At 55.0% G+C, this 25,308-nt stretch carries 18 protein-coding genes and 1 pseudogene; 9 read left to right on the top strand and 10 right to left on the bottom strand.

The window, feature by feature from the left end:
• Positions 1-85: 85 nt before the first annotated feature.
• From HBA55_RS38160 to HBA55_RS03725, 4 genes and pseudogenes are all read left to right on the top strand, one after another.
• Positions 86-1,575: pseudogene (locus tag HBA55_RS38160) on the top strand (DUF3375 family protein).
• Positions 1,572-2,381, top strand: coding sequence for a DUF4194 domain-containing protein (locus tag HBA55_RS03735; RefSeq protein WP_166987239.1), 810 nt, complete (start codon positions 1,572-1,574; stop codon positions 2,379-2,381). Before HBA55_RS38160 ends, HBA55_RS03735 begins: the two are co-directional and overlap by 4 nt.
• Complete coding sequence (locus HBA55_RS03730) at positions 2,378-5,683, top strand: ATP-binding protein (RefSeq protein WP_166987236.1); 3,306 nt, start codon at positions 2,378-2,380, stop codon at positions 5,681-5,683. The genes HBA55_RS03735 and HBA55_RS03730 overlap by 4 nt, the downstream gene beginning before the upstream one ends.
• Positions 5,667-6,815, top strand: a complete 1,149-nt coding sequence (locus tag HBA55_RS03725) for a Wadjet anti-phage system protein JetD domain-containing protein (RefSeq protein ID WP_166987232.1) — start codon at positions 5,667-5,669, stop codon at positions 6,813-6,815. Before HBA55_RS03730 ends, HBA55_RS03725 begins: the two co-directional genes overlap by 17 nt.
• A 44-nt stretch (positions 6,816-6,859) precedes the next feature.
• Here the strand turns inward: HBA55_RS03725 and HBA55_RS03720 are convergent, their stop codons facing one another.
• On the bottom strand, positions 6,860-7,867 hold the full coding sequence (locus HBA55_RS03720) for a helix-turn-helix domain-containing protein (protein ID WP_166987230.1): 1,008 nt from the start codon (positions 7,865-7,867) through the stop codon (positions 6,860-6,862).
• Between the two features lie 337 nt (positions 7,868-8,204).
• Between HBA55_RS03720 and HBA55_RS03715 the strand changes: the two genes are divergently transcribed.
• Complete coding sequence (locus HBA55_RS03715; RefSeq protein ID WP_206019500.1) at positions 8,205-9,059, top strand: DNA ligase; 855 nt, start codon at positions 8,205-8,207, stop codon at positions 9,057-9,059.
• Between the two features lie 5 nt (positions 9,060-9,064).
• Here HBA55_RS03715 and HBA55_RS03710 read toward each other — a convergent pair whose 3' ends face one another.
• Positions 9,065-10,825 carry a gamma-glutamyltransferase gene (locus tag HBA55_RS03710; protein ID WP_166987227.1) on the bottom strand — a complete coding sequence of 587 codons (1,761 nt, stop codon included), beginning with the start codon at positions 10,823-10,825 and terminating at the stop codon, positions 9,065-9,067.
• Positions 10,826-11,093: 268 nt separating this feature from the next.
• On the opposite strand from HBA55_RS03710, the gene HBA55_RS03705 reads away from it, so the two are divergent.
• A complete protein-coding gene (locus HBA55_RS03705; protein WP_166987224.1) occupies positions 11,094-13,367 on the top strand; it encodes a TonB-dependent receptor in 2,274 nt (757 codons plus the stop codon).
• Positions 13,368-13,423: 56 nt separating this feature from the next.
• On the opposite strand, the gene HBA55_RS03700 is transcribed toward HBA55_RS03705, so the two are convergent.
• Positions 13,424-14,356 (bottom strand): helix-turn-helix domain-containing protein, encoded by a 933-nt coding sequence (locus tag HBA55_RS03700; RefSeq protein WP_206019499.1) that lies wholly within the window; start codon positions 14,354-14,356, stop codon positions 13,424-13,426.
• A 137-nt stretch (positions 14,357-14,493) separates the two neighbouring features.
• Here HBA55_RS03700 and HBA55_RS03695 point away from each other — a divergent pair, with 137 nt between their 5' ends.
• Positions 14,494-15,522 carry an N-acetyltransferase DgcN family protein gene (locus tag HBA55_RS03695; RefSeq protein WP_166987221.1) on the top strand — a complete coding sequence of 343 codons (1,029 nt, stop codon included), beginning with the start codon at positions 14,494-14,496 and terminating at the stop codon, positions 15,520-15,522.
• A 9-nt stretch (positions 15,523-15,531) separates the two neighbouring features.
• A complete protein-coding gene (gene dgcA, locus HBA55_RS03690; protein WP_166987218.1) occupies positions 15,532-16,506 on the top strand; it encodes an N-acetyl-D-Glu racemase DgcA in 975 nt (324 codons plus the stop codon).
• 78 nt (positions 16,507-16,584) lie between these two features.
• Here the strand turns inward: dgcA and HBA55_RS03685 are convergent, their stop codons facing one another.
• Genes HBA55_RS03685 through HBA55_RS03675 form a run of 3 tightly spaced genes read right to left on the bottom strand, consistent with a single transcriptional unit; the run spans position 16,585 to position 19,462 of the window.
• Positions 16,585-17,484, bottom strand: a complete 900-nt coding sequence (locus HBA55_RS03685; RefSeq protein WP_166987215.1) for an EamA family transporter — start codon at positions 17,482-17,484, stop codon at positions 16,585-16,587.
• A gap of 22 nt (positions 17,485-17,506) precedes the next feature.
• Positions 17,507-18,658: an alpha-hydroxy acid oxidase gene (locus tag HBA55_RS03680; protein ID WP_166987212.1), complete on the bottom strand. Its 1,152-nt coding sequence runs from the start codon at positions 18,656-18,658 to the stop codon at positions 17,507-17,509.
• A 42-nt stretch (positions 18,659-18,700) separates the two neighbouring features.
• A complete protein-coding gene (locus tag HBA55_RS03675; RefSeq protein ID WP_166987209.1) occupies positions 18,701-19,462 on the bottom strand; it encodes a FadR/GntR family transcriptional regulator in 762 nt (253 codons plus the stop codon).
• 429 nt (positions 19,463-19,891) lie between these two features.
• Here HBA55_RS03675 and HBA55_RS03670 point away from each other — a divergent pair, with 429 nt between their 5' ends.
• Positions 19,892-20,995 (top strand): ATP-binding protein, encoded by a 1,104-nt coding sequence (locus tag HBA55_RS03670; protein ID WP_166987206.1) that lies wholly within the window; start codon positions 19,892-19,894, stop codon positions 20,993-20,995.
• Positions 20,996-21,002: 7 nt separating this feature from the next.
• On the opposite strand, the gene HBA55_RS03665 is transcribed toward HBA55_RS03670, so the two are convergent.
• Genes HBA55_RS03665 through HBA55_RS03650 form a run of 4 tightly spaced genes read right to left on the bottom strand, consistent with a single transcriptional unit; the run spans position 21,003 to position 25,160 of the window.
• Positions 21,003-22,193, bottom strand: coding sequence for an ABC transporter permease (locus HBA55_RS03665; RefSeq protein WP_166987203.1), 1,191 nt, complete (start codon positions 22,191-22,193; stop codon positions 21,003-21,005).
• Between the two features lie 3 nt (positions 22,194-22,196).
• Complete coding sequence (locus HBA55_RS03660; protein ID WP_166987200.1) at positions 22,197-23,360, bottom strand: FtsX-like permease family protein; 1,164 nt, start codon at positions 23,358-23,360, stop codon at positions 22,197-22,199.
• The gene (locus tag HBA55_RS03655) at positions 23,357-24,052 is read right to left on the bottom strand and encodes an ABC transporter ATP-binding protein (protein WP_166987196.1); all 696 of its coding nucleotides are present in this window, start codon (positions 24,050-24,052) and stop codon (positions 23,357-23,359) included. The genes HBA55_RS03660 and HBA55_RS03655 overlap by 4 nt, the downstream gene beginning before the upstream one ends.
• 46 nt (positions 24,053-24,098) lie before the next feature.
• On the bottom strand, positions 24,099-25,160 hold the full coding sequence (locus HBA55_RS03650) for an efflux RND transporter periplasmic adaptor subunit (protein WP_240945861.1): 1,062 nt from the start codon (positions 25,158-25,160) through the stop codon (positions 24,099-24,101).
• Between the last annotated feature and the right edge of the window lie 148 nt (positions 25,161-25,308).

The following is a 25,308-nucleotide window of genomic DNA, read 5'->3' as shown; positions in this document are numbered from 1 at the left end:
AGCGAGCATTCGCAAATCTCGGAGAGCTGCATCGTCGTTAGGTTTGCGCCATAATTAGACCCCCAACCAGCAATAAAGAGGGACTATGGAAACTGACAGCAAGCGGAGAATGCAGCAGTACGTCAGTGCCCGGCGCGAACACGCAGCCTGGCAATTGCTGGCCTCTCGCACCGCGCCGAGCGTGATCAGTGCACTGCAGGGTCTGTTTGAGATGCGGCAGCAGGACGGGGTTGAGCTGGAGGAGGCCGTTGCCACCCTGGCCGAGGTACTCCAGTCCCAAAGTACCAGTGCCGGGCTTGAAGTCGCCGACAACGATTTTGCCACAGAGGCGCTGCGTGAGCTGCGCCAGTGGATTCGCCGAGGCTTGGTTGTGGAACGCCGCGGCAAAATCCTCGCCACGGATGCCCTGCAAAAAGCCTTCAATTTTGTCGACAGTCTGGACAATCCGCTGATGACATCCACCGCCTCTCGGTTGTCAACCGTACAACGGGAAATTGAGTACCTCGAAGCCAGTTTGAATCCCAATCCCGAAGGGCGCATACGCCGAATTGAGCGCAAGATTAAAGATCTGGAGGCCGAACGCGACGCTGTAAAGACCGGGCAGTTTAGCGTGCTGGATGGGGAAGACGCCGTAGAACGCATTCGTGAGGTTTACCACTTGGCCGCCAGTTTACGGGCCGACTTTCGTCGAGTGGAAGACTCCTACCGCGATGCCGACAAACAATTGCGGGAGTCCATTATCCAGGACGATAATCACCGCGGCGACATTGTGCAAAAGCTGCTGGACAACCACGATGCTCTACTCGAAACCGCGGAGGGGCGTGTGTTCCACAACTTTCATCAGCAATTGGGGCGATCAGTGGATCTGGATGAAATGAGCCAGCGCTTGAAGACCATTCTGCGTCATAAGCAAACCGATGCGGCTCTGTCGCTGCAACAGCAGGTGGAAATGCGGTGGCTGAATCACAAGCCGTGATTAAAGCACGCGCTCACAGCGAACGCGACGTGCGCGGTTACATTAAAACGGGATTGGCTGCCGAGAACCACCGCGTTGGTCAACTGTTGCAAACGCTGTTACAAGTGGCGGTGGATGTGAATTGGACAAACCAGGCCACCCGCCGCAGCGACAGTCCTATTACTCCCGTGGCGGTGGCCTGCACATCGGTACCCACTATTGAACGGCTACGGGTAAAAGAAGTGCAAACCGAGGAAGACACACCGTTGGACTTGAGCGAAAACTACGCTCATTTGGATGATTTGGGCGGTGAATTTTGGTCCTCCTTTGACAGCCTGGACCGGGGAGCACTGCTGCAAGACACACGGGACTATCTGAACAATGCAGAGCAGGCGGTTCCTGTTTCTGCATTGGCCAATCACTTCAAACCCCAACACGATCTGGAGACCATTACTTTGTGGCTGAGTTTAGCCCGCGAGGCTGAACTGCCCCTCGGTACTGAAACTGAGGAATTTAATTTGACCACCCAGACGGGTGAACGCCTCAAATACACCGTACCCAGAGTCGACCTTGGCGGTGATGCACTGAAGGCTGTAGATTGGGAGAGCTTTGACGGATGAGTATTTTTGACAAGCTCACCCGGCAGAACGGGGAAGAGCCTCAGCCAAACAATGGAGAGCCTCAACCAAACAATAGAGAGCCTCAGCCCAATGTTGAAGAGCCACTGTCCCAGGATCAAAACCAGGCGCTTCCACCGTTGGAATCTGATTCAGAAGCTGCAAACTACACTCCCCGTGCCATTAAAGACGCCTGCCAGGAATTGATGCGCCAGGGCCTGATTGAAGCCGCTCACAAACCCAATCTGTATAACACCGCCGTTACCCACACCGCCGCCGTCAACCAAGTGCTGGAACCCTTGGACTTACGACTCAACATTGATGATATCCGTGGTCTGGCCTTCCTGGTGGTCGCTCAGACGATAAGCGACCCGGGACAGGACGAGTGGTCTCACCCGTTGATTCGCAAACAGAGACTGACGCTGGAGCAATCCCTGCTGCTGGCGATATTAAGACAATTCTATCTCGCGCACGAAATGGAATACGGTACCGGTAGCGAAAATGCCCTCGTTGCCCTCGCCGACCTCTTGCCTCAGATTCGCCTTTACCTTGGGGAGCTGGGCAGCGAGATGGCCGAAGACAAACGGCTGCGCAATATTCTGGAAAAGCTTAAAGCCCACGGCGTGGTCACCGATGTGGACAAATACGACGAAGTCACCGTTCGCCCGATTATCACTCATCTTACCAACCCGGAAAACCTGACGGCGTTACTACAGGCGCTGGAACAAAAAGTCCTTGATCAACAAACGCATGAGGGAAAAAGACAAGAGGAAGGCGAGCAAAACCAACAGGAGGAGCCTGAAGGATGAGCGAGCCCACCGACGTCACTTTGTCCGATCTGTTGCCGCCGACCTATTCACTGTGCGCCCTGCGCGTGCACAACTGGGGTCCGTTTCAGGGGTTTCACAGTGCCGAGATCGATCCGGGTGGAACCGCGATTATCGGCCCCACCGGCAGCGGCAAAACCAGCCTGGAGGACGCGTTAATGACCTTGATATGCGCGCAACCCTGGTACAACCTGGCCTCCACCGGCGGGCACGAAGGTGACCGCAATTTGATGTCTTATGTGCGCGGTGTCTCCGGGGCTGGCAACGATGCGGGCGGCACCACGCATATCGCACGGCCGCAAAAAACCCTTACCGCGCTCGAAGCCTGTTTCGATAACGGCGAAACCCCGGTCACTCTGGCCGCTGTTCTGTGGATCGACAGCAGCAGCCAATCGGTCAGTGACCTGAAGCGCGCGTGGATTTTCTCTGAAAACACTCCCTACGGCATGCCGGAACTGCTCGAAACACAACAGGCAAGCGGTTTGAGAGGCTTGAAGCAACTGGGCCGGGAAGTGGCCGGGCTGGTGGTGTCCGAAAGCAAGAAAACCTACCTGGCTCAACTGCGGCGTTTTTTTGATGTGGGAGAAAACGCCTTTACCTTACTCAACCGCGCAGCCGGCCTCAAACAGATTAACAGTATCGATGAATTGTTCCGCGAGTTGGTATTGGATGACCACTCGGCGTTCGTGCGCGCCGCGGAAGTGGCTGCAGAGTTTGACGACCTGGCCAGCATTCACTCGGAACTGGAGACCGCCAAACTGCAGCAAAAGAGCCTGGTGCCCATCGCCCAGGAACACGAAGTTCTTCAAACCCACGAAGCCACCCAGGACAAACAACGACGTCTGGAGCGGGTGTTGCCGGTTTGGTTCGCCATGCACGGCCACCAGCTATGGACAGAGCGCATTGTCGAGCTGGAAGCCACGCAAGTGCAAAACAACGCTCGTGTCGCCGAGCTGCATGGCCAGATCAACGCGGCAGACGAGCGCGCCCTGCTGCTGCGCGATCAATATATGGAAGCCGGTGGCGCCTCAGTGGAAAGCTTGCAGGCACAGATTGACACGCATCAGGCGCAGCTCACCCGTTGCCAAAAGGTTGCCCATCAGTACACCAGCATCACCCAGGCGCTTGGACTGGATACGGCATGCACCCGAGAGGCGCTGCAACACAATCAGACACAAGCACAGGCTTTACAGCAACAGAGTGTTGAGACGCTCGAAAGCCGCCAGGAACAGTCATACAAACACGGCGCCCAAAAACAAAATCACAGCGATCGGGTCAAGGATCTGAATCAGGAGTTGAGCAAAATTGCCAAAAACCACTCCAACATTCCCAGCCGCTACGTGGATTTTCAGGCCGACCTGGCGCAGGCGCTGGAAATGGACATCAGCCGGCTGCCCTTTATCGCCGAACTGGTGGAGGTTAAGCCCGAGCACCGGGCGTGGCGAGGAGCCATCGAGCGGGCCATTGGCGGGCAGCGGCTGCGATTGCTGGTGCCACCCGAAAAGATGAAACAGGCCATCACCTGGATAAACCACCGGCGTAACCGCCTGCATGTAAGGCTGCTGCGCGTGGAGCAACCGACCTCACCCAGTCGTTTTTTGGACGACGGCTTTACCCGCAAGCTGAACTTTAAATCCCACCCTTATCGCGACGCCATGAAACAGTTGTTGGCGGGCATCGACCGTCATTGCGTGGAACGGGCTGAAAAGCTGGACGACATTCCCTGGGCACTGACCGTCGAAGGGTCTATGTCCGGCAAGTCCGGCCATTTTGAAAAACAAGACCAACGGGATCTGGATCAGGATTGGTGCACTGGCTTTGACAACCGTGACCGTATAAACAGCCTGGAGCAGCAGCTGGAAGAAGCAAAGGCGGAGCTAATGGCTAGTGAAACTTTGCTTGAACAGGACAAACAGGCCTGCAGCCAACTGGCCCGTGAAATTTCGTTGCTGGAAAAACTCTGTGCCTTTCAGATCGAAGACATCGACGCCACTGCCATCGAATCAACTCTGGCGTTACTGAATGAAAAACTGCGTGCTGTCTTGGACCCACAATCCGATACCGCTCAACTAAAGCAGCAGTGGGATGCCGCTACGGAGCAACTGCAAGCATTACGGATCCAACATGACCAGGCCGTGCGCCAGGGAGCAGTGGCGCTCGATAATCTTGAGAAGGCTCAACGACAACAGAAGACCTGCTTTGCGCGAACAAAAGCGGGCCTCTCCGACGAAGAGCACGAACTCGGCAATCAACACTTTAGCGTGAGCACAATAGAGCAACTGCACGAAGATGAACGGCAGGCCACCAACCAGCTGGTCGCCGATATGAAAACCAGCGCCGACGCCATTTCGACCAGTAAAGTAAAACTGACCCGCTTGATGGGACACGCCAAAAAGATAGACACCGGAGCCCTGGCGGACGTAGGCCTGGACGCCCAAGACGCACCGAACTACATCGAACGCCTGCGTGTACTGAATGAAGAAGCTCTGCCGGAAAAACTGCATCGTTTTCTGGAGTATCTGAACCAGAGTTCGGACCAGGGTGTTACCCAATTGCTGATGGCCATCAGCAGCGAAGTGGAAAAAATCGAACACCGTATCGAAGAGTTGAACCACACCATGCGCCGGGTGGACTACCAACCGGGCCGCTATTTAAGGCTTAATCCGCAGGCCGTCGTACACGAAAGTCTCACCACACTGACCAAAGCCCAACGCCACTTACGCTATGCGGCGACCCTGAATGACGAAGGAGACAGCCACTACAAAGCGCTCAAAGTCGTGGTGGATCTGCTGCGCGATGCCAGCGAACGCAAGCGCACCAAGGGCGCCCAAGCCCTGCTCGACCCACGCTACCGATTACAGTTTTCAGTATCCGTCATTGATCGCAGCAGTAGCGACGTGATAGAAACCCGGCGCGGATCGCAAGGTGGCAGCGGCGGCGAAAAAGAAATTATCGCCAGCTACATTCTCACTGCCTCACTCAGCTATGCATTGTGTCCGGAGGGCTCACCCGCTCCGCTGTTCGGTACCGTAGTGCTGGATGAAGCCTTTTCCCGCAGCTCTCAAGCAGTAGCCGGTCGCATTATTGCGGCACTGCGAGAGTTTGGCCTGCATCCGCTATTTATTACACCCAACAAAGAAATCAAACTGCTGCGTGCCCATACCCGCTCAGCCATACTGATTCACAACAAAAACGGTCGCTCCTCCACACTCAGCCTGAGCTGGGAAGAACTGGAAGCCGAAGCCGCCAAGCAACAACAAAAGCAGCATGAAATCTCCCGCTGACCTGAAACAGCGATTGGCGCAACAGTGGCAAAATAACGATCTTCGCGAGCGTCGTTTGCTTTCGCCCGATCAGTGGCCACTGGAACTGGCCATTGCAGCCCCATCAGCAAAGGTGGTGTTGAACGAGCCGTCGGCATTGCGTGAGCACCTGCAACTATGGCGCAATGTCGAGGTCGGCGAGGTGGAGTGGGACACCAGATCCTATCGGGGCACCAGCACACCGCTGTCCATTCCGGTTGCCTGGCGTCTGCACCAACCCAGCGAATGGATTGCCGCCACTGAGCGGGCAGACATCACCCGGGAATATCAACATCTGGCTCGCATAGTGGAAGCCATCGATTCGCCGTATCACTCTGTTGTACTGCGTCAGCGTGCACAAGTGCTGGCACGCAAGGTATCAGAGGTTGTGCTGGCCGCTCAGGTCGCCTCAGAACTGAGCCCGGGCTGCGCCGCAGGACGCCCGCTACGGGCACTCTCCTTGGCGGGGTGTGACAGCAAGTTTTACGAACGCAACCGCCATTTACTGACGCTGATGCTGTGTGCACGCTTTGGTGACACTGTTCTCGATCAAGGGTTGGAGCATTTTCTCGACGCCACTGACGAGAACGACCACTGGCTGTTGGTGGCGCCACTGCAACCCGGACTACTGCCTTTTGCCCAACAGCGGGTTCGAGCACGGGAATTGATGACCCGGGCACTTGGCGCGGAACGAATCGTGATCGTTGAAAACGAACAATGTCTGCACCAACTGCCGGAGCTGTCCGACGCCATCGCCATTTTGGGCGCGGGGTTACATCTGAACTGGATGCAAACCCCCTGGTTAACCTGCAAACAAATAGCCTACTGGGGCGACATTGACACCTGGGGTCTGAGCATGTTGGCCGCCGCCCGGAGCCATTGCCCCCACCTCACCGCCCTCTTGATGACACAAGAGATATTTGATGCTTACGGGCCGGAATCGGCGGTGGTTGAACAAGAGCTGGCAGGCAGCAGTCCGCCTGAGGGCCTTATTGACGAGGAGCGAGGGTTATATCTGCACCTGGTAGGCCAATCAAAAGGGCGTTTGGAGCAGGAGTTTTTGCCGAAAGACAGAGTGGCAGAGGCGATGATTGAGAGATTTGGCTGCGTATAACGAAGCCGTGATCAGTCTCAGCCCAAAACAGACTTGAAAACGTTTCAAGAAGAACAAAACGCCTTTGGCAACACACCGAATTGCTTTTTAAACACCTTGGTAAAACTGCTGGGGTCGTTGTACCCCACTCGCTCGGCAACCAACTTAATGGGTATAGACTGTCGCAACAGTGACTTGGCGTGCAGCATCCTCTGGGTTTGGATGTAATCCCGAATGGTGGAGCCAAACAGTATCTTAAACCCCTCTGTCAGCTTACGACGATTGATGCCACTGCGTTGGCATAAGGCTTCTATGGAGGGAGGATCCATATACTGCTGTTCGAGCAGTTCTTTCACACTCTCCATTTGCTTCACATCCCAGGGACGCAACTTAATGCCACCACTGTTGAGCTTTTCCGCCTTGGATTCCAGGGCCGTTAACGCCATGCAGATCAGCTCCAGCCCTTTCACTTCGGCCCAGAAATGAAAGAACAACCCGGTTCGAGGTCGGTCTATCAGCTCTCTTACCATGACCTCCATTTCAGAGGTGAGCTCGATTTCCACCAGATTGGCGCTGGGGTCTTGGCCTTGCGTGAGCTCGGACAATAATACCGTCAAAACATCGCTTACCCGCTCTTCGATCAGGGAGGGCTGAAACACCAGGGAAACGGTTTGGATTTTTTGGCTGGGGTCCAGCACAAGATGATGCTCAACACCGGGCGAGCAATACAACAGGGATGCGTGGGGTCCAGAAAAGTCGTAGCATTGATCGCCCAGTCGTTCCTTGATATGACCGGACAAACGCAACCGCAGTACACACCAGTCTTCATCGCTCACAAGCGTGGTCGTGCCACATTGGTGGGAAAATTGCCCGGAGTTGATGGACATGGAAAAACCGGATGGAAAAGACAGCTGTTCCAGCACGCCCTCACCACCGCTTTCTCTCAACCGAATGAGTTCCTTGGCTCCGCTCTCATCCTCCGGAAGCTGCCCCACTTGACGTAAGGCATCCCCATCCAGGCGGCTTTCGTCTGTCGATATGTCGTATTTGCGGACTTTGGTCATTTTCCCCATTGCCCTGCCCTCCAGTAGGTCACACCACTAATGAGTAAGTCATCCAGCTTATATCGATAAACCCTATCGGGCAAACCTCTTTACAGTGTCATTTTAGCCCAATTGACCGCAAAAAAGTGCCGTTTGCCCTGGGCGACGCCTCAGCCCTCCTCACAATCACTGTATGCGTTTGAAAATGTTACTGGCCATTTATTCTCGATACCCGTCGGTGGAAGCAGCTGGAAGAGGCAGGCTCGATATCAGAGCCCTCATAAATCAGACTTTCTTCTTATGGTGCACGCCTTGGTCGCTGATATAGACTCCAACCCATGGAGCCATCGATCAAGGAGTGATTCCCATGCTGCGTTTGTTTCTATCTCCACTGCTGTTGTTCAACCTATTCCTTGCTCAGCTGGGACCCACGGCCCAAGCAGAAAGCCCACCCCCAAAACTGATGCTGGCAAAAGTCTATCACGACGGTATAAATCTGACGGACTACTGGGTCAGTGAAAAGCTGGACGGCGTCAGAGCTTACTGGGATGGCCAACAGTTGCTGAGCAGAAGAGGAAACCGATTTCATGCACCACAGTGGTTTGTAAGAGACTTCCCACCAGTACCTTTAGACGGAGAATTGTGGATGGGGCGTGGAACCTTCGATGAGTTATCTGGCACGGTCAGGCAAAAAGTACCGGATGATCAACGCTGGCGGCGAGTTCAATTTATGGTGTTTGATTTGCCCGCCACTCCAGGCGATTTCGATCAGCGCCTGAAGCTTTTGAAAGAGTTGATTACCTCCTTAGACTCCCCATATATCGCCATGGTCAAGCAGTACAAACTGGCCGACCAGGCATCCCTGTTCAAGCGACTGAATCAGGTGGTCGAACAGGGTGGCGAGGGGTTGATGCTACATCGGGGAGCCGCCAGATACACCGCCTCCCGCACTGACGATTTACTCAAGCTGAAACAATACCAGGATGCTGAGGCGCTGGTCGTCGCTCATATTCCGGGCCAAGGCAAATATGAAGGGCAAATGGGCTCCCTGCAGGTACAAACGCCCAATGGCCTGATTTTTCGCATAGGTACCGGCTTTTCAGACCACCAACGACGCTTTCCTCCCGCCGTGGGCAGTCTGGTCACTTACCGGCATCTCGGTAAAACCGCCCGAGGTATTCCGCGTTTTGCCGCTTTTGTGCGGGAGCGAGAGGTGTTTTGAATCCATTAGAACCCTACAGCGCGACCACCCATGCTGATATCAAAGGCTCTTGGGCTGCCGCCGTTCAATATTCCGGTTTCAGGGTCCAGCTGAATGCCAATCCAATAACCCCGTGTACTGTTGTTTTCAACGATATCCATGCCCATCGCTTTTACCGCTTCGATCATATCGGTCGAGAGGTCCCCCTCACCGAACTCCTGAGCAGCCACATCACCGGTTGGTGTAAAAGACACATGCCCCCAAGCCGGCGCATTGATCGCCTGCTGTGGCGTCATGCCGAAGTCCAACACACTGATCAGACTGGATACCGTGCGCTGATGCAAGCCCGCGCCGATGGAGGCAAAACCGAGAAACGGCTTACCGTCTTTCATCACCAAGCCCGGGTTGGTGGGGTCGGGCAGGCGCTCACCCGGTTCCGTCGCCGCGACGGCGGAGACTTGGATAGCGGCGGAATCCGGAATCGAGATACCGTCGATATTCAAACCGGTCGTCCCCCAGCTCACCGTATTGATGGAATGCACCATCGCGGCAATATTGCCCCACTGATCCACCACAACCACACCGTCAGAATGTGCTGGCACCCGATGCTTGGGCAGTTTTACGCCGGGAAAATAACCGACCCGCATCACCTGCCAAAGCTTCTCACTGGTGGACGCCTTTAAGCGGCTGCTATAGGACAAGTCGGTATTAATGGCCTTGCCGATTTGGTCAGCACCGTAGGTCAAGGGCAGCCCCACGCGGGTAATGTTACTGAGCCAATAGAGCGCCTCCGGAGATTCGCTGTAGTGCCCTTTGTCGGACAGATTGGCCAACTCCGCCAGCTTCAGCGCCTCCAGCGTATTCACCCCTCCTGCTGCAGGCAGGCCGTGCACGTAGACGTCGTACCCATGGTAGTTGGCACTGACCGGCTCGCTCCAGATCACATCGTAGCCAGCCATATCCTCCATGCTGAGCTTGCCACCCAACTGCTGGACTTTGCGGACGAGTTTTTCGGCCCAGGGCCCCTTGTATATGTAATCCGCCCCCTGTGCGCCGAATGCTCGCAAGGTTTTTGCCAAAGCGGGTTGCTTAAATTGATCCCCCGCCCGATACCCGCTGCCATCGGTTTTGGTAAAAACCGCACGGGTTTCCGGGTCGCGGGTCAATACATCTCGGCGAAACTGAAATTGCTGCACTGAGCCGGGCTTCCAGGCAAAGCCCTCCTCCGCGCAGCGCACACTTGGCGCCGTCACCTCCTGCAGGGATTTGTTTCCAAAACGCTCCACCAGCGCCTCTGCCCCCTTCATAAATCCGGGTACCAGCACCGTACGACCATCGGGCTCCATCACAACCCCATCGAGCCCCTTGCTAAAGTCTGGCTGCGGAATCGTGACCGGATTCCGCTCTCCTTTGACCGTATCGTATGAGGCGTTCATATTGTGAATCTTGCCGGTGGCCGCGTCATAGTAGACCACGTTCATAATGCCTGCGTAGCTCACCCAGGAGCCTGCTGCCAGGCAGATCTGATTCATCGCCGTCGCCACCACGGCATCCGCCGCATTGCCACCGGCCTTGAGGATGTCCAACCCCGCCTGCTGTGCTTCGGCACCGGTAGTGCCTGTCACCATGCCCTGATTGGCCACACTTTCCCCAACTTTTTGTTGTTTAAACAGCGCAGAGGTCTCTCGTTTAGCCGACTGCTCCGTAGCGGTATTGCAGGCGGTGAGGCTCATGGCTGAGATCAGTATCGCGGCTATCAGCCCGGAGCGTCGTCGTGTATTTCCCATACTTCTGTACTCATTCGCTATGGTTGATCAATGATTTCCCAAACAATAGTAGGCTCTCAAAACCAGTGAGAATGGGGGGAGCAGGACAAATAATCGGGCAATTGGCACCTTTACAAAGGTAAAGACACCCAAATTGAAGCGCTCGGATTAAAAGGTGGTGTTTGCCCCGAACTTTGTGCCAATAGCCCCATTGCCGGGAGCACAGAAGTGCTAATTTGAAAGCCGTCACCGATACGCAGATCCATTATAATAATCCTACGAGGAGAAGATGATGTTAATCCCCCCCAATGCACTGTGCTCCCGAGCCGCGCTGCTGGCCTCAATAACGGCCGGAGCCCTGCTTGGCTCAATCAATGCCTCCGCCGATGAAGGCTTCCAGCTGGAAGAAATTGTGGTTACCGCACAGAAGCGTGAACAGAGCCTATTGGACGTACCCGCTTCGCTGTCCGCTTTTTCGGCCGAGAAGCTGGACGCCTCCGGCATCGAGAACGTGCTGGATCTGGCCAACTTTACCCCCGGTCTCTCGGTAGAACCCAGCCGCGGTGGCGGTGGTTCTCTTTATATCCGTGGGATTGGCTCCAACCTGCTGGGAGCGGGCATCGACCCGAGTGTGGCGGTATACCACAACGGCGCCTATGTGGCGCGGCATGTGGTGGCCTTTCAGGACTTCATCGACGTGGAACGCGTCGAAGTACTGCGTGGTCCACAGGGCACTTTGTACGGTCGTAACGCCACCGGTGGTGCCATCAATGTCATCCACAAACAACCCTCCGATGAGTTTGAGTTCTCCGGCCGCCTCGATGGTGGTAACTACGATAAGCAAGGCATCGCATTGGCAGTATCCGGTGAGTTGATCGAGGACAAACTCTATGCCCGCGCCAGCTACTCCGTACAGCAACGTGAAAGCTATTTCGAGAATGTCTATCTTGACAAAGTACTTGATGGTGAAGATTCTGAAAGCGTCGCATTGACCTTCGTGTATCGACCCACGGATAACTTTGAAGCGATTCTTCGCTACAACGACTACGAAAACGACGCCGTGGGCAATCAGGCCTATAAGAATATTCTGCGTGGCCCCAATACCCTCGCCGCACTGGAAGAGCCGTCCGACCCGTTCCAGGTCAACAACGACTACGCCCCGGGCGATAATACGGCCGCTACCGATGCCGTTTCACTGGAGTTGAACTGGGCACTTGGCGAGATCGCTCTGAAGTCACTCACTTCTGTGCGGGACATCGACGCCTCCAGCACCTTTGACACCGACGGCACCAATCTCAATACCGGCTTTAACATCTTTATCGAAGACTCCGAAATGGTGTCGCAGGAGTTTCAGCTGTCCACGCCTATTGGCGACAAACTGCAGCTGATTTCCGGCCTTTACTATTACCACGAAGATAATGACTCGACCCTGGACTTCCAATACAGCCAGCCGGACGCGGCCTGTCTTGGTACCGGTCAGCCAGCGCCCTGTGTCGGCCTGACCAGTTTCGTTTCCACCAATGAAACCGAGGCCTTCGCTGCGTTTGGCGAACTCACCTATAACGCCTCAGAGGAATGGCGTGTCACACTTGGAGCCCGCTACAGCGAAGAAGAAAAAACTTTTGATACCTTCGGCGGACTGCTCAATAACCTGTTTGATGCCTCCAGTTTTGCCGGTCTGCCGCCCGGCTCTTTCTGGCTCGATGCCAGCGGCAGCGGCACCGCCAGAGACAGCGACCGATGGTCGGACGTCACCGGTCGCCTGATGGTGGAATACGATATGACCCGCGATCTGATGGTCTACGCATCAGTTTCCGAAGGTTTCAAGAGTGGCGGATTTAACTCCTCCGACCCTGGCGTTATCGTAAGCCCGTTTTTCACCGGTGCAGGTGCGCAGGGCTCGTTTGATCCGGAGACCCTCACCAGCTATGAAATAGGTATCAAGGGTTCAATGCTGGGTGATCGCATGCGCGGTTCGCTGTCGACCTTCCTTTACGACTACAACGATCTGCAGGTTCGTTTTGTCGATTCGGTTAACGGCACCCTGCCTATTCGCAACGCCGGTGGAGCCGAAGTTTTCGGTATCGAGTTTGAAGGCGAAGCGGCAATCTCCGAACACTTTCGAATGGACTGGACACTCACCTATCTCGACAGCGAGTACGAAGACTTCGGCAACGCGCAGGATCTGGTCACTGGTCAGCCGGTGGATCTCTCGGGACAATCCCTGATTCGCACGCCGGACCTGAAACTCTCACTAGGTGCGCAATACACCTTCGCGCTGGGGGATCTCGGAAGCCTGACCCTGCGTGGCGAATACCTGTATCAGGATGAGCAAAAATTCGGGCAATCCAAAGATCCGTTCCTGGTGGGTGGTGAGTATGAATACATCAATGCCCGCGCCACCTGGAGTGCGGCCAGTGGCAAATGGTATGTGGCGGCCTGGGGGCAAAACCTTACCGATCACTTGTACGAAAGTTCACGGACCTACAACAACCTGAATGGCGGCGCGGCTATTTATGGCGCGCCGCGTACTTATGGGGTGACAGTCGGTTATCACTATTAATCCGTCGCTCTGCGGCATAGAGTGAACTGTCATGACGGCAAAAGCTGGCATGACGGTCACGGCGTATTGGCCATAAAGTAATACTCATCCCCCTGCGTCTGCACCGCCAGCAATTGTTTCACCTCATCAGCGATTTCCTCACTTTGAGGTTCAAACAGACCACACATCTTCAGTGCCGCTCGCACGTTCACGTTTTTACCCAGCACTTCGTAAACCACACGCACACAAACCGGCGTGCGATGAAACTGCGCGGCCACGCCCAGCTTTAAACCTGTCAAATAGGTCATACGGCTTTTGTAGCTGGGGTAGAGGATCGTTTGCGTAATTTCGTTCTTGGTCAAGGATTCGCAATCCACCATAAACAGTCGGTCAACCAGATGAAAAACCACGCCTTGGTAGTGGCAGTTAAAGCCCGTATCCGCTCGCGATTGATGGCGTTCTTTAAGACGCTCATAGCGATCGAAGTAAGTGTTGCCGTCGCGCTGGTCGATATGAATCAACGAGCGCAGGATCTGCCCCGGAAATGACATGGAATAGTAGTACTCGAAGTAAAAACCGGTGTATTTGTCGAGGCTGCCCAGACTCTGTTCCTGAAGTTGTTCCAGTACTTTTACGTGCTCGGGCAACTCCTGTGGTTGCACGTCGTGTCTGGGCCGCACTTGTACGATGTTGGCAAACTGATGGGCAGGCAAATAGATTTCGTGAGGTTCCACCCCGAAAAAATTGCAAAGCTTGTGCAGGGTGTTTCGAGACGGCTGACTGCTGCCATTAAGGTATTTGTTGAATTGGGAGCGGTTGATACCCAGCCGACGGCAGACCTCGGAGGTGGATTTATAGTAACTGCAGAGCAGCTCCAGGTTTTCTGCCAGGGGCGGCTTGTCGGCTGAGGGCGCTTTATTGGCTGAAGGCTCTTTATGAGCTGAGGGCGCTTTATTGGTTGAAGGCTGTTTTTTGGCTGAGGGCCCTCTGCCGGTAAAAGGCTTTTTCATATCCACCGAACACTCGATTTTGCGCTACTTGATGCTAGTTTAGCACTATAAAACGCAAATGAGCAGCAGATCGCGAAATTCCGGATTCCGCCCATGGCTGATCTAATGAGCCCTCTTCACAGCCGGATGCGATCACCATGAGCTCATTGACCACCCCCACCTTCAAGTCCCCCTACCTGATTTTTATCGGCGACGCCGACAACACCATAGACGCCAAGACCGGCCTGGGTATCGCCCAATGGTGCCCGGAGCGGGTTGCCGGGCAGCTGCGTTTTGCCGGCAACCCATTGAGCCTGGGCGTACCGGATATGACGCTGCAACAGGCCGTCGATGCCGGTGTTAAGAGCCTGGTGATTGGCGTTGCGCCTGTCGGCGGCGTTATCGGCCCCCATTGGGTTGCGGTGCTGGAAGAAGCGGCAGCCGCCGGGATGGACATCGTCAGCGGCTTGCATGTGCGACTGGAAAGCCTGCCCGGTGTCGAAACCGCCGCCAGGCAGTCCGGCGCATCACTGATCAATGTTAGAACCCCTGCAGAAAGTCTGCCCATCGGCACCGGCATTAAACGCTCCGGTAAGCGTTTGTTGATGGTGGGTATCGACTGTTCCGTGGGCAAAAAGTACTCCGCCCTGTCGCTGGCGAAGGCGATGCAGGCGCGAGGAATGGATGCCACCTTCAGAGCCACTGGCCAGACCGGCATCATGATCGCCGGTACTGGCGTGCCCATCGATACGGTGGTTGCCGACTTTGTCGCAGGCGCAGCCGAAGTGGTATCGCCGGCGAATCACCCGGACCATTGGGACGTGATCGAGGGCCAAGGCTCTCTATTTAACCCCTCCTACGCTGGTGTCAGCCTGGGTTTGCTGCACGGCTCGCAGCCGGACGCCATTGTGGTGTGCCACGAGGTCGGCCGCGAATTTATCGCCTCTGCACCACAGCTGCCCACTCCCACGCTGCAAGCGTGTATTGATTTGAACCTGCGTTGCGCACAACTCACCAATCCGGCCGTACGCTGCATCGGCGTCAGTGTAAACACCACCAAACTCACCGAAGCGGACCGTGGCGATTATCTGGCTACCCTGGAAGCCGAACTGAATCTGCCCTGCGTCGACCCCATTGCCGATGGTTGCGATCGAATCATCGACCGTCTTTTCACAGAATTCCAATAGGAGCCCCAAATGCGAACCTTTACATTTGAAGTGCAATCCTGGCCACTGAAAGAGCCCTTCTCCATCACCGGCCATACCTGGACCAATACCAATATCCTGTTTGTCACTATTTCCGAAAACGGCGTCGTGGGTCGCGGCGAAGCCACCGGGGTTTACTATCTGGGCGAAAACGGCGACTCCATGTTGAGAGATGCAGAGTCCGTGCGCTCCGCCTTGGAGTCCGGCGCAAACCGCGAGCAACTGTTAACGCTCTTGCCCCATGGCGGCGCCCGCAATGCGATTGACAGCGCGCTCTGGGATCTGGAAGCCAAACGGGCGGGTACATCCATCTTCGAACTGAGTAATGTAACGCAAAAAGAAATCCACACCGTCAACACCATCGGCATTGATACGCCGGAAGTTATGGCGGCAAAAGCCCGCGCCATGACGGTAAAAAACATCAAAGTCAAACTCAACGGCGAACGGGCAATGGAGCGTATCTCCGCCGTTTGCGAAGCCCGCCCGGACGCCAGTATCGTTGTCGATGTGAATCAGGGCTGGACTTTCGAGCAACTGGTGGAGTTAGCGCCCAGATTCAAGGCGCTGGGTATCAAAATGATCGAACAACCACTACCTCGTGGAGAAGACGCTGATCTGGAGGACTACGACTCCCCTATCACCCTTTGCGCGGATGAGTCCTGTCTCGATACCAGCGAACTGGAGCAAGCTTCCCGCCGTTACCAGATGATCAATATCAAGCTCGACAAAACCGGTGGCCTTACAGAGGCCCTGAAGCTGGCCCGTCAAGCCACTGACAAAGGGCTAAAGCTGATGGTGGGCAATATGATGGGCACCTCACTGGGAATGGCGCCCGCCTTTGTGATTGCCCAGCTGTGCGAATACGTCGACCTGGACGGGGCGCTCTTTTTGAGCGAAGACCGTGAGCACCCCATGAGTTATGAAGACGGATTGGTGACCGGATTGACGCCGGCACTGTGGGGCTAAGGCGCAGCAGAAAAATAGCACGACATTAAGCCTAACCACTGTAGCAGCCCGTGGGCGACCGGCCGTGGTCGCCCGCTGCTACTGAGCACTGACGTCTCGTGAACCGCCGCGATTCTGCCAAACCAATCCCGCTACTATCAGCCCCAAACCCACCAACGTCGACGGGTGTATGGACTCACCAATAATTGTGGCCAACAGAATCAACGAAATGAAGGGTGATCCGAAAATCAGATTGCTGATGCGCGCGGTGTGTTGCGCTTTCTTCATTGCCAGCAGCCAGAAAACAAACGTAATGCCCATTTCAAACAAACCGATATAGATCACGCCCAGTGCCGACGCGATGTTGAGACTGGGCCAACCGTCCAGCCACCAACAGGCTGCGGCAGAAAAAGGCAGCGACAGCAAGAACGCTAGACTCAACCCCGCGACGGGGTCGCCGGCATTGCGTGTATTCAGAATCCAGTAACTTGCCCATAGCAGCGTACTCAGCAGTGCCAAGCCTACGCCCAGTGGGTTATCAAACTGCAGCTGCAACAAATCGCCTTGGGTCGCAATCACCACCACCCCGGAATACCCCAAGCCACAGGCAATCCAATCCTTGCTGCGAATTTTTTGCCCCAAAAAAATCGCAGACATCACCGTCAGGGTAATCGCCCAACTGTAATTCAATGGCTGCGCCTGTGAGGCCGGCAACAGCTGATAGGCCTTAAAAAGAACCAGATAATAGATAAAGGGATTGATGAGCCCGAGGCAGAGGTAAAACAGTGGCCGCTGGCGAAGATACTCCGGAAGCCGTTTAAGATTACCCTGCCAGGCGACCACCGCAAACAACGCCACTGCAGAGACCACACTGGCCAATAACACCATTTGTACCGGCGTAAGGTAGTTGAGGGTGATCTTGAACGCCGTGGCAACCGTAGACCATAAAAGTACCGCAATAATCGCCAGCCAGTACGCCTGTTTTTGGTTTTTCTCCACTCACCCTCCCAATCATTTGCGCCTACCGTTGCAACAGATGCTCCCGCCCCAGCTCCGCGATCGAGTTCACCCCCAACAACGCCATGGATCGCTCCACCTCGGTTTTCAGTAACTCCAGCGCCCGCTCAACACCACGTTGACCACCCGAGGCCAGACCGTAGAGGTAGGGGCGACCGATCGAACAGGCGTCGGCACCTTGAGCCAGTGCTTTAATAACATGAGTGCCCCGGCGAACGCCACCATCCATGATCAATTCCAACTGATTCCCAACGGCATCGCGGATCGGCGCAATACAATCTATGGGAGCGGGCGCCCCTTCCAACTGGCGGCCACCGTGATTGGAGATCATCAACGCGGAGGCACCGATATCCAGAGCGCGCCTGGCATCCGCTGGGGACTGAACCCCCTTGATCACAAACGGCCCGTCCCATTGCTCGGCCAGCCAGGCAGCATCCTCCCAGGTAACCGTGCGATCGAACTGGCCATTCACATAGTCAATCAAGGCGAGAGCGCCTTTACCCAGGGCATCCACCCGGTGGGCAACATTGGCGAGTTTAAAGTCGGGATTGAGCGCCAGATTGATCAACCACTCGAAGCTAAAACCGTAACTGAAAAAGTTGCGGGCATTGATCTTGGGCGGCATGGTCATACCGTTATAGAGATCACGCTCCCGATTGCCGGCCAGCGGAGTGTCGACGGTAAGGCACAGCGCCTGGTAACCACTGTCTTTGCAGCGCTGCACAAATTCTCTGGTCAGCTCCCGGTCTTTCAAAATATAGATCTGGAACATTTTTGGTCCCGGCGTGGCTGCACCCACCTCTTCCAGACTGGTGGTGGCCAGGGTAGACAAACTGTACATGGTGCCGAACTTGTGAGCAGCGCGGCAGGCCCCGAGCTCTTTTTCGTGGTGGAAGAGTCGCGACATACCCGTCGGCGACAAAAAGAACGGCAGATCCAACTCCGTGCCCAACACTTTAGTCTTGAGGTCGATACTCTCAATATCTTTCAGATAACTGGGCATTAGCTCGTAGTCGTCAAAGGCCTCGGTATTGCGCCTGAGTGTCCACTCATCGTCGGAGCCACCATCAATGTAATGAAACATCGGCGCCGGCAACTTGCGTTTGGCGCGCTTGCGCAAATCGGAAATATTATGGCAATTGTGCAGGGCGGGCATGGAGGCATCCTCAGTTCGGTAAAAGGCCAAATGTCAGTGATGTTAAGCTTTCAGGTTTTTCAGGCTTGCGGCCACGGCATCGATATGCGCCGTAGCCGCACGGCGGGCACCGGCAGGGTCCCGCTGTTCAATAGCGCGATAAATGCGGCGATGCTGGGTACGCAACTGCCCTTTGTTATAGCGCCCGGTGTAGAGCTTGTCGGAGGTATCAAAGAAAAAGCTCATCATTAAATCGCGAATACCGTTCAACGCCAACAGCAAGATGGGGTTGTGGGCGGCGGCGTAAACGGCTCGATGAAAGCGGATATCCCGCTCGGCGTGAGCCTCGGGGTTATCCTGCCTGGGTTCCTCCTCAACCAGGGCTTCGTAAACGGTTTTCAACTCCGCCAGATCCGCCACTGAAGCACGCTGCGCCGCCCGATAAGCCGCCTCGCCCTCCAGCAGGCGCCGCACTTCCAGCAGCCCCTCCAAAGTCTCGGGGTGATTCTGCAGCAACTTCTGCAAAGGCGTACTGGGTTCAAACTGCTGGCTCTGGGGCTGCAGCTCATCAAAGCTGCAAACGTAGTTACCGCTGCCCCGGCGGGTTTCGATCACGCCGCGCGTGCGCAGCGCCTTGAGCGCCTCTCTCAGGGTATTGCGCGATACCTTGAGGCTGTCTCCCAGACTGCGTTCGGAGGGCAGTCGCTCACCGGCGCGCAGTCGACCATCGAGAATCATGGCTTCGATCTGGCGGGCCACCATTTCGGGCATAGAGGGTGAGACGGGCATGGAGGGGACTCGTTCGACTGTTTGCGTTAAGCTCAATCTTGCGATTCCTTTCAGGTTTGGGCAAGTATTTGATATCCGCCGAACCTCCTATGAACTCATAACCAATTGTTTTATATAAAGAAATTACCTGATTTCATCAACTCACATTAGAACAACTTTGGTCCAACCAATTTAATCCGGTTCGATCCGGCCATCTTGGTATCATCAACCCCTCGCCGCAACACGGACCATCTTCTGAACCTTCAATGATTACTATGGGCATTGGTAACTTATGGTAATTGGCTGAGGCATCATCCTGTTGACACACAGCGATCTAACAACATTAAGCCTAACCTATTGATTTTTATATAGATATTGGATCTGGCTATAAACAACACCAAATTACCATCAATTACCATAGTGAGTGGTAATTACCAAAGTGGATGGTAATATTGGGTAATTGACGATTTCTCCAGGAATCTTATCTTGATTGAGTGGCATTATCCCCGAACTGAATTGGCGCAACAGTATATGAACGCCTTCGACACCGGTATTACTGGTGCTTTGGCGCTTTTTGCTCCCAGACGCATGGGCAAGACCGAATTCATATTGTTGGATTTGGCCGTGGAGGCAGAATCAAGAGGGTATCAGGTAGCGTATTGCTCATTTTGGAATCTTCAAGACAATCCGGCAAAGGCGTTAAGATTGGCACTTGATGGTATTAAGAAGAGCGGATATTGGAGAGAGAAGTGGCATGCCTACACAGAATCGATAAGCAGTGAGATTTCCGCTGAAATTGGCGGGGCGAACGTCAAGCTCAAGAGTCGGCCTAGTACACCCGCTGGTGAAGACGAACTTCTGGAGATTATTAACCTGCTCGGTAAGCTCAGCCGTGAGAGACGACCCACACTACTGTTACTTGACGAGGTTCAGCACTTATCAAACGAGAGATTCGCGTCTTTAGTTGCTACCCTGCGAACGCAGTTCGATGAGCATCGAAAGAAGCTGCATGTTGTCTATACCGGAAGCAGCCGTGATGGTCTTCAGCGAATGTTTCGCGACAGAAAAGCACCAATGTTTCATGCTGCGCAACAAGTCGATTTTCCTGATCTTGACTCAAAGTTTGTTGCTTTCATGCTACAGGCTTTTGAAAAGGCAAGTCAGCGTAAGCTGTCCCTGGCCAGAGCGACGCAGATATTTAACACTATGAATCGCAATCCGGCGCTGTTTCATCATCTGTTGCGTCATATGGTGATCAAAGGCATCTGGGATATAAAAAAGGGGTACGAAAATTTTCAGGCACTTGTGGATGTCGAAGCAGATCACCAATTGCTGTGGGACGACTGCAAACCGATCGATAAAGCAGTTCTAAAACTCCTTGTTCAATCACCTCAATTCGGTCTTTACACAGAAGAGGCCCGCAGCTTTATTGGCAATGAAATCGGCACTGAGGGCGTTTCAATTAAGGAAGTACAGAATGCGGTTAAGAGGTTGCGAGAAAGTCAGGTGTTATATAGCCCCTCTAGAGGTGAATGGCTTCTGGAAGATCCGCAGTTTAGAAACTGGATTCTCTCACATATAGGCAGTTAATCAACTTTTAAGGATCCACCGAAAACGCCACCATTACCGGTACTCGCGAGGCTTTGAGTGCCGGGAAGAATCCTCCCACCAAGCCGATAATCATGGCCAGGGTGATGCCCTGCACAAAGGCGTCGGAGGAGAGCTCAAACGAGAATACGATTTGGGTAAAACTGCCGCCCAGTGTTGAGGCGCTGATGCCGTCAAACAGGAGGAAGGCTGCAAGGGTGCCCAGTAGACCGCCGATAAAGGCCAACACTAATGATTCCACCAGCGTGCCCAAGAAGGCGGAAACGCCTCGAAACCCGATGGCTCTCAGGGTGGCAATCTCTACCGCGCGCTGGGCGACGGAGTTGTACATGGTATTGAGCGCGCCGGCGAGTGCGCCCAGTGCCATGGCGATGGCAAGAGGCCAGCCCAGGAAGAAGATCATGTCTGACATGGCTTTGGCCTGTTCCTGGTAGTACTCCGCCTCGGTTTTGACGTCCATGTTGAGGCGGGGCTCCTTATCGATGTATTCGGTAATCGCGCCGATGTCGCCTGGCTGTTGCAGCGCTACGCGAATCACCTGGGCGCTGCTGCCTCGGTTAAACTGGCTTTGCAAGGTGCGGACGTCTGTCCAGAGTTCGCTGGCAAAGACCGAGGCTCCGGCTTCAAACACGCCCACAACTGTCCAGGTGGTTTTGCCAAAACGCAGGGAATTGCCCAGCTCGAATCCGCTGAACTCCCGCAGTACACTGCTGCCGACAACGATTTCATTTTTGCCCGGCTCAAACATGCGGCCTTCGATAATCGTGAATCCCTCCCGCAATGAAATGCCACTTTCGCTGATCCCCCTTAACGGCAGGTTGACTTCGGTTTGGGAGGAACGCTTGATGCCATCCACGGTGACATAGAGCTCGGCGGAGACCTTCGGACCCTTGTCGCCCCTCACAATACCCGGCGCTTCGGACAGCAGGTTGACTTGGTCTCGGGTGATCACGCTGTTGAGTTCGGCCTGTGAGCCCGCGCGCAGAATCACTGCCAGGCTTTCAGAGCCGGTATTTTTGACTGTTTGCTGAAAACCATTGGCCATGGAGAGAAACGCCAGCAATACAGCCACCACAATCGCCACGGCAAACAAGGTCGCAAGAGACATCCAAATGCGCTGCGGCAGGCTGCGCAGGTTCATGGCCACCACGGCTTGAATCTGTGAGATCAGGCTTCCCATGGTTTACCCCCGGTTCAAAGCGTCGATGGTGTTTAGGCGCATGGCGCGCAGTGCGGGGAAAATCCCGGTGATCAGCCCCAAGGCCAGCATATATCCCAGGGCCTGAATCAGGATGCTTGGTGGCACAATGAGGTTTGGCAGCATACTTTGCAGTTGCGGGTTTGAACTGGCGCCGTTGATCAACATCACCGCCACCCCCAGCCCCAACAGTCCGCCGATCAGTGCCAGGCTGATAGATTCCGCCAGCACCATGCCAAAGATACGGGGTGCGGCAAAGCCGATGGTTTTCAGCACGGCGATCTCCCGCGTGCGCTCGCGAATGGACAGAGCCATGGAGTTACCGACGATGAGCAGTATGGTAAAGAAGGCTGCAAAAATGACCGAGGTGATGATTAAGCCGATGCTGCCCACTTGCTCCAGGAAGGAGCGGTTGAAGGCTTTTTCGGTGCTGGTATCTGTCTCGGTACTGGAGTTGGCGAAGTTGGTATCAATCGCTTTGGCGACGCGCTCATTGAGCGACGAATCTTCGGTGGTGAGGATCATCCAGCCCACCCAGTCTTTGCCGAAGGTTTGGGTCTCGATAAAGTACTTATAATGAAACAACAGAAAGTTGGTGTCAGCGCTGGGTTCTTTGTCGCGGAAGATATCGGATATCACCATGTCCCACACGGTTGAGCCGTCGGCTTGAGAGAAGATGTTGGAAGAAATCGGAATGCGGTCGCCTACCTTCCAACCGTGCATGTGCGCCATTCGTTCGCCGACTATCACGCCCTGGCGCTCTTTCAGCCAGGCTTCTCGCCCGCCATCGGAAAGTAGTATGTTGTCGTAGATATCCAGATAACTGTCACCATCCACCGCCAGGCCCACCATCGGCCGCCGTGCGTCCTGGTAGTAAGCACCAAACCAGTTGGCGTGGGTGACCTTGGAGATACCATCGATGGCACGTACCTTATTGACGTAAGCGATTGGCAGGGGCTGGGTGAAGTTGATCTTGTTAACCACAATAAGCCGGTTATCGGCGGAAAGTTCTATGCCCGCCGTAAACGCATGTTGCAATGAGCCCAGCGCGCCAAATAATAGGAAGGCGATAAGGATGGCGAAGCAATTGAGGACCAGTCGCAATTTATTGCGGGTGAGATTTTTTAAGACCAGGTAGGTGTCTGTCACGCCGCGAGGTCCTTTTCAATAAACTCGCCTTTGTCCAGGTGCAGACAACGGGAGGCATACTCGGCTGCGGCCGGGTCGTGAGTCACCATGACGATGGTTTTTCCGAACTCGCGATTGAGCAGCTGCAGAATTTCCAGAATCTCCACGGCGGTGGCGCGATCCAGATCGCCAGTGGGTTCATCACAGAGCAGAAAGGTGGGGTCGGAGACAATGGCCCGCGCTATGGCCACCCGCTGTTGCTGGCCACCGGATAACTCACTCGGCTGATGACCGGCGCGCGCTTCCAATCCGACCAGCTTAAGAGCGGTGTCGACGCTGTTGCGCCGCTGGCTGCGGGAGAGCTTTTTGAGTAGCAGTGGCAGCTCCACATTGCGCGCCGCGTTGAGCATGGGCATCAGGTTATAGAACTGAAAGATAAAACCGATGTGTTCCGCCCGCCATTTGGACAACTGCCCCTCGGAGAGGTTATTGATGGGGCTGCCGCGAAAGAGGATGTCGCCGGCCGTTGGGCGGTCAACTCCCCCCAGGAGGTTCAGCAGTGTGGTTTTGCCCGAACCCGATGGCCCCATAATGGCGAGAAATTCGCCCTCTTTGATGCTCATGTTCAGGCCATTGAAGATGGTGATTTCTTCTTTTCCCTTGGTAAAGCTCTTGTTGACGTTATTGAGTTCAAACAACTGCTTTTGTGACATGCTGACCATCCTGTTTGGTAATCTGTGCTGAAATTTGGAGCCTGACTTATTCAGATAGGAAAGCGACCTTTACCCCCATATCCGGCAGTATCTTCTTATCCATTTGTTCGATTTTGATGCGTACCCTGACGGTGGCCTTGGCTCGGTCCGCCGTGGGGATGATGGCGATAACGCTCGCCGGGATGTCCCAGTCCGGATAGGCATCTAGGTTGGCTTTGACCTGTTGGCCGGCAAACACACGACCGATATAGGCCTCGTTTACGTCCACCTCGATCTCCAGTGAGGCCATGTCGACAATTGTGCAGATGCCGGTGCGGGTAAAGCCGCCACCGGCGGAGCTGGGCGAGACGATCTCGCCGGGTTGGGCGTTTTTGACTGTCACCACACCACCAAAGGGAGCGCGGACGGTGTGGTCGTCCAGCAGCTCGCTCTGGCGATCTACCTCCAGCTTGGCGACGGTGATTTCGCTGTCTGCACTTGCCAGGACGGCCTGAAACTTGTCGACATCGGCGCTGGCGCGGGTGCGCTGGGATTCGCTCGAGTAGTTGTCGTCACCCAGCGTGGATACCCGTTTTAGCACCCGGCGTGCCTCGGCTAAGTCAGCGACGATGGATTGACGCTGGGCCTGCAGGACCTTTACCCGCCCTTGCGCCAGACTCAGGCTGACTTCGGCGACAGAGGCATCCAGTTGAGCAAGTACTTGGCCTTGCTTCACTTTCATGCCCTCTTCCACCAGCACGGTTTGCAATTGGCCCATGATTTGAGCCGATACAGTGGCGATGCGTCGGGCGGTGATATAGCCGGAGGCGTTGAGGACCGTATTATCGGTGGCGACAGACCGGGCGGGCGCGGCCATGGTCTCAGGCTGTGGTGTTGAGGCCGCCCGTTGCGCCTCAGCCTGAGGCGGTGTTGCGACGGACGCAACCATGGGTGATGATGGCGGGGTTTGCGGCATCAGCAAATAGCTGACCCCTGCGGTTGCCAACACCGCAACCGCCAGCAATCCGAGCACCTGCCCCTTGCCAAAGCCGGCCGGCTGCTGGGGCGGTGCCTCTCGGTCAATTTTGAGCTGACTGAGTAATTTTGCTTTGTCTTCCATGGAGCCCATATAGAGTCACTCTCAGCGACGCGGGGTTGGCGTTGCCAACCGGCACAGACACCAAATCATATCAGCCTTTTGGGGACAACAGAAATGACGCCAAGTTCTGCTTTTGACTTGGTGGGAAAATCCTGCAATAAGTGGATAAGAATCTTAT

It is taken from the genome of Pseudomaricurvus alkylphenolicus (assembly GCF_011683955.1).
GTDB classification, from domain to species: Bacteria; Pseudomonadota; Gammaproteobacteria; order Pseudomonadales; family Cellvibrionaceae; genus Pseudomaricurvus; species Pseudomaricurvus alkylphenolicus.
Note: the sequence above shows the minus strand (reverse complement) of the source record. Positions and strands in the feature narration are given on the sequence as shown.

Coding starts and splice junctions, on each gene's coding strand:
- HBA55_RS03735 (WP_166987239.1), top strand. CDS start 1,572: ATGAGTATTTTTGACAAGCTCACCCGGCAGAACGGGGAAGAGCCTCAG.
- HBA55_RS03730 (WP_166987236.1), top strand. CDS start 2,378: ATGAGCGAGCCCACCGACGTCACTTTGTCCGATCTGTTGCCGCCGACC.
- HBA55_RS03725 (WP_166987232.1), top strand. CDS start 5,667: ATGAAATCTCCCGCTGACCTGAAACAGCGATTGGCGCAACAGTGGCAA.
- HBA55_RS03720 (WP_166987230.1), bottom strand. CDS start 7,867: ATGGGGAAAATGACCAAAGTCCGCAAATACGACATATCGACAGACGAA.
- HBA55_RS03715 (WP_206019500.1), top strand. CDS start 8,205: ATGCTGCGTTTGTTTCTATCTCCACTGCTGTTGTTCAACCTATTCCTT.
- HBA55_RS03710 (WP_166987227.1), bottom strand. CDS start 10,825: ATGGGAAATACACGACGACGCTCCGGGCTGATAGCCGCGATACTGATC.
- HBA55_RS03705 (WP_166987224.1), top strand. CDS start 11,094: ATGATGTTAATCCCCCCCAATGCACTGTGCTCCCGAGCCGCGCTGCTG.
- HBA55_RS03700 (WP_206019499.1), bottom strand. CDS start 14,356: ATGAAAAAGCCTTTTACCGGCAGAGGGCCCTCAGCCAAAAAACAGCCT.
- HBA55_RS03695 (WP_166987221.1), top strand. CDS start 14,494: ATGAGCTCATTGACCACCCCCACCTTCAAGTCCCCCTACCTGATTTTT.
- dgcA (WP_166987218.1), top strand. CDS start 15,532: ATGCGAACCTTTACATTTGAAGTGCAATCCTGGCCACTGAAAGAGCCC.
- HBA55_RS03680 (WP_166987212.1), bottom strand. CDS start 18,658: ATGCCCGCCCTGCACAATTGCCATAATATTTCCGATTTGCGCAAGCGC.
- HBA55_RS03665 (WP_166987203.1), bottom strand. CDS start 22,193: ATGGGAAGCCTGATCTCACAGATTCAAGCCGTGGTGGCCATGAACCTG.
- HBA55_RS03655 (WP_166987196.1), bottom strand. CDS start 24,052: ATGTCACAAAAGCAGTTGTTTGAACTCAATAACGTCAACAAGAGCTTT.
- HBA55_RS03650 (WP_240945861.1), bottom strand. CDS start 25,160: ATGGGCTCCATGGAAGACAAAGCAAAATTACTCAGTCAGCTCAAAATT.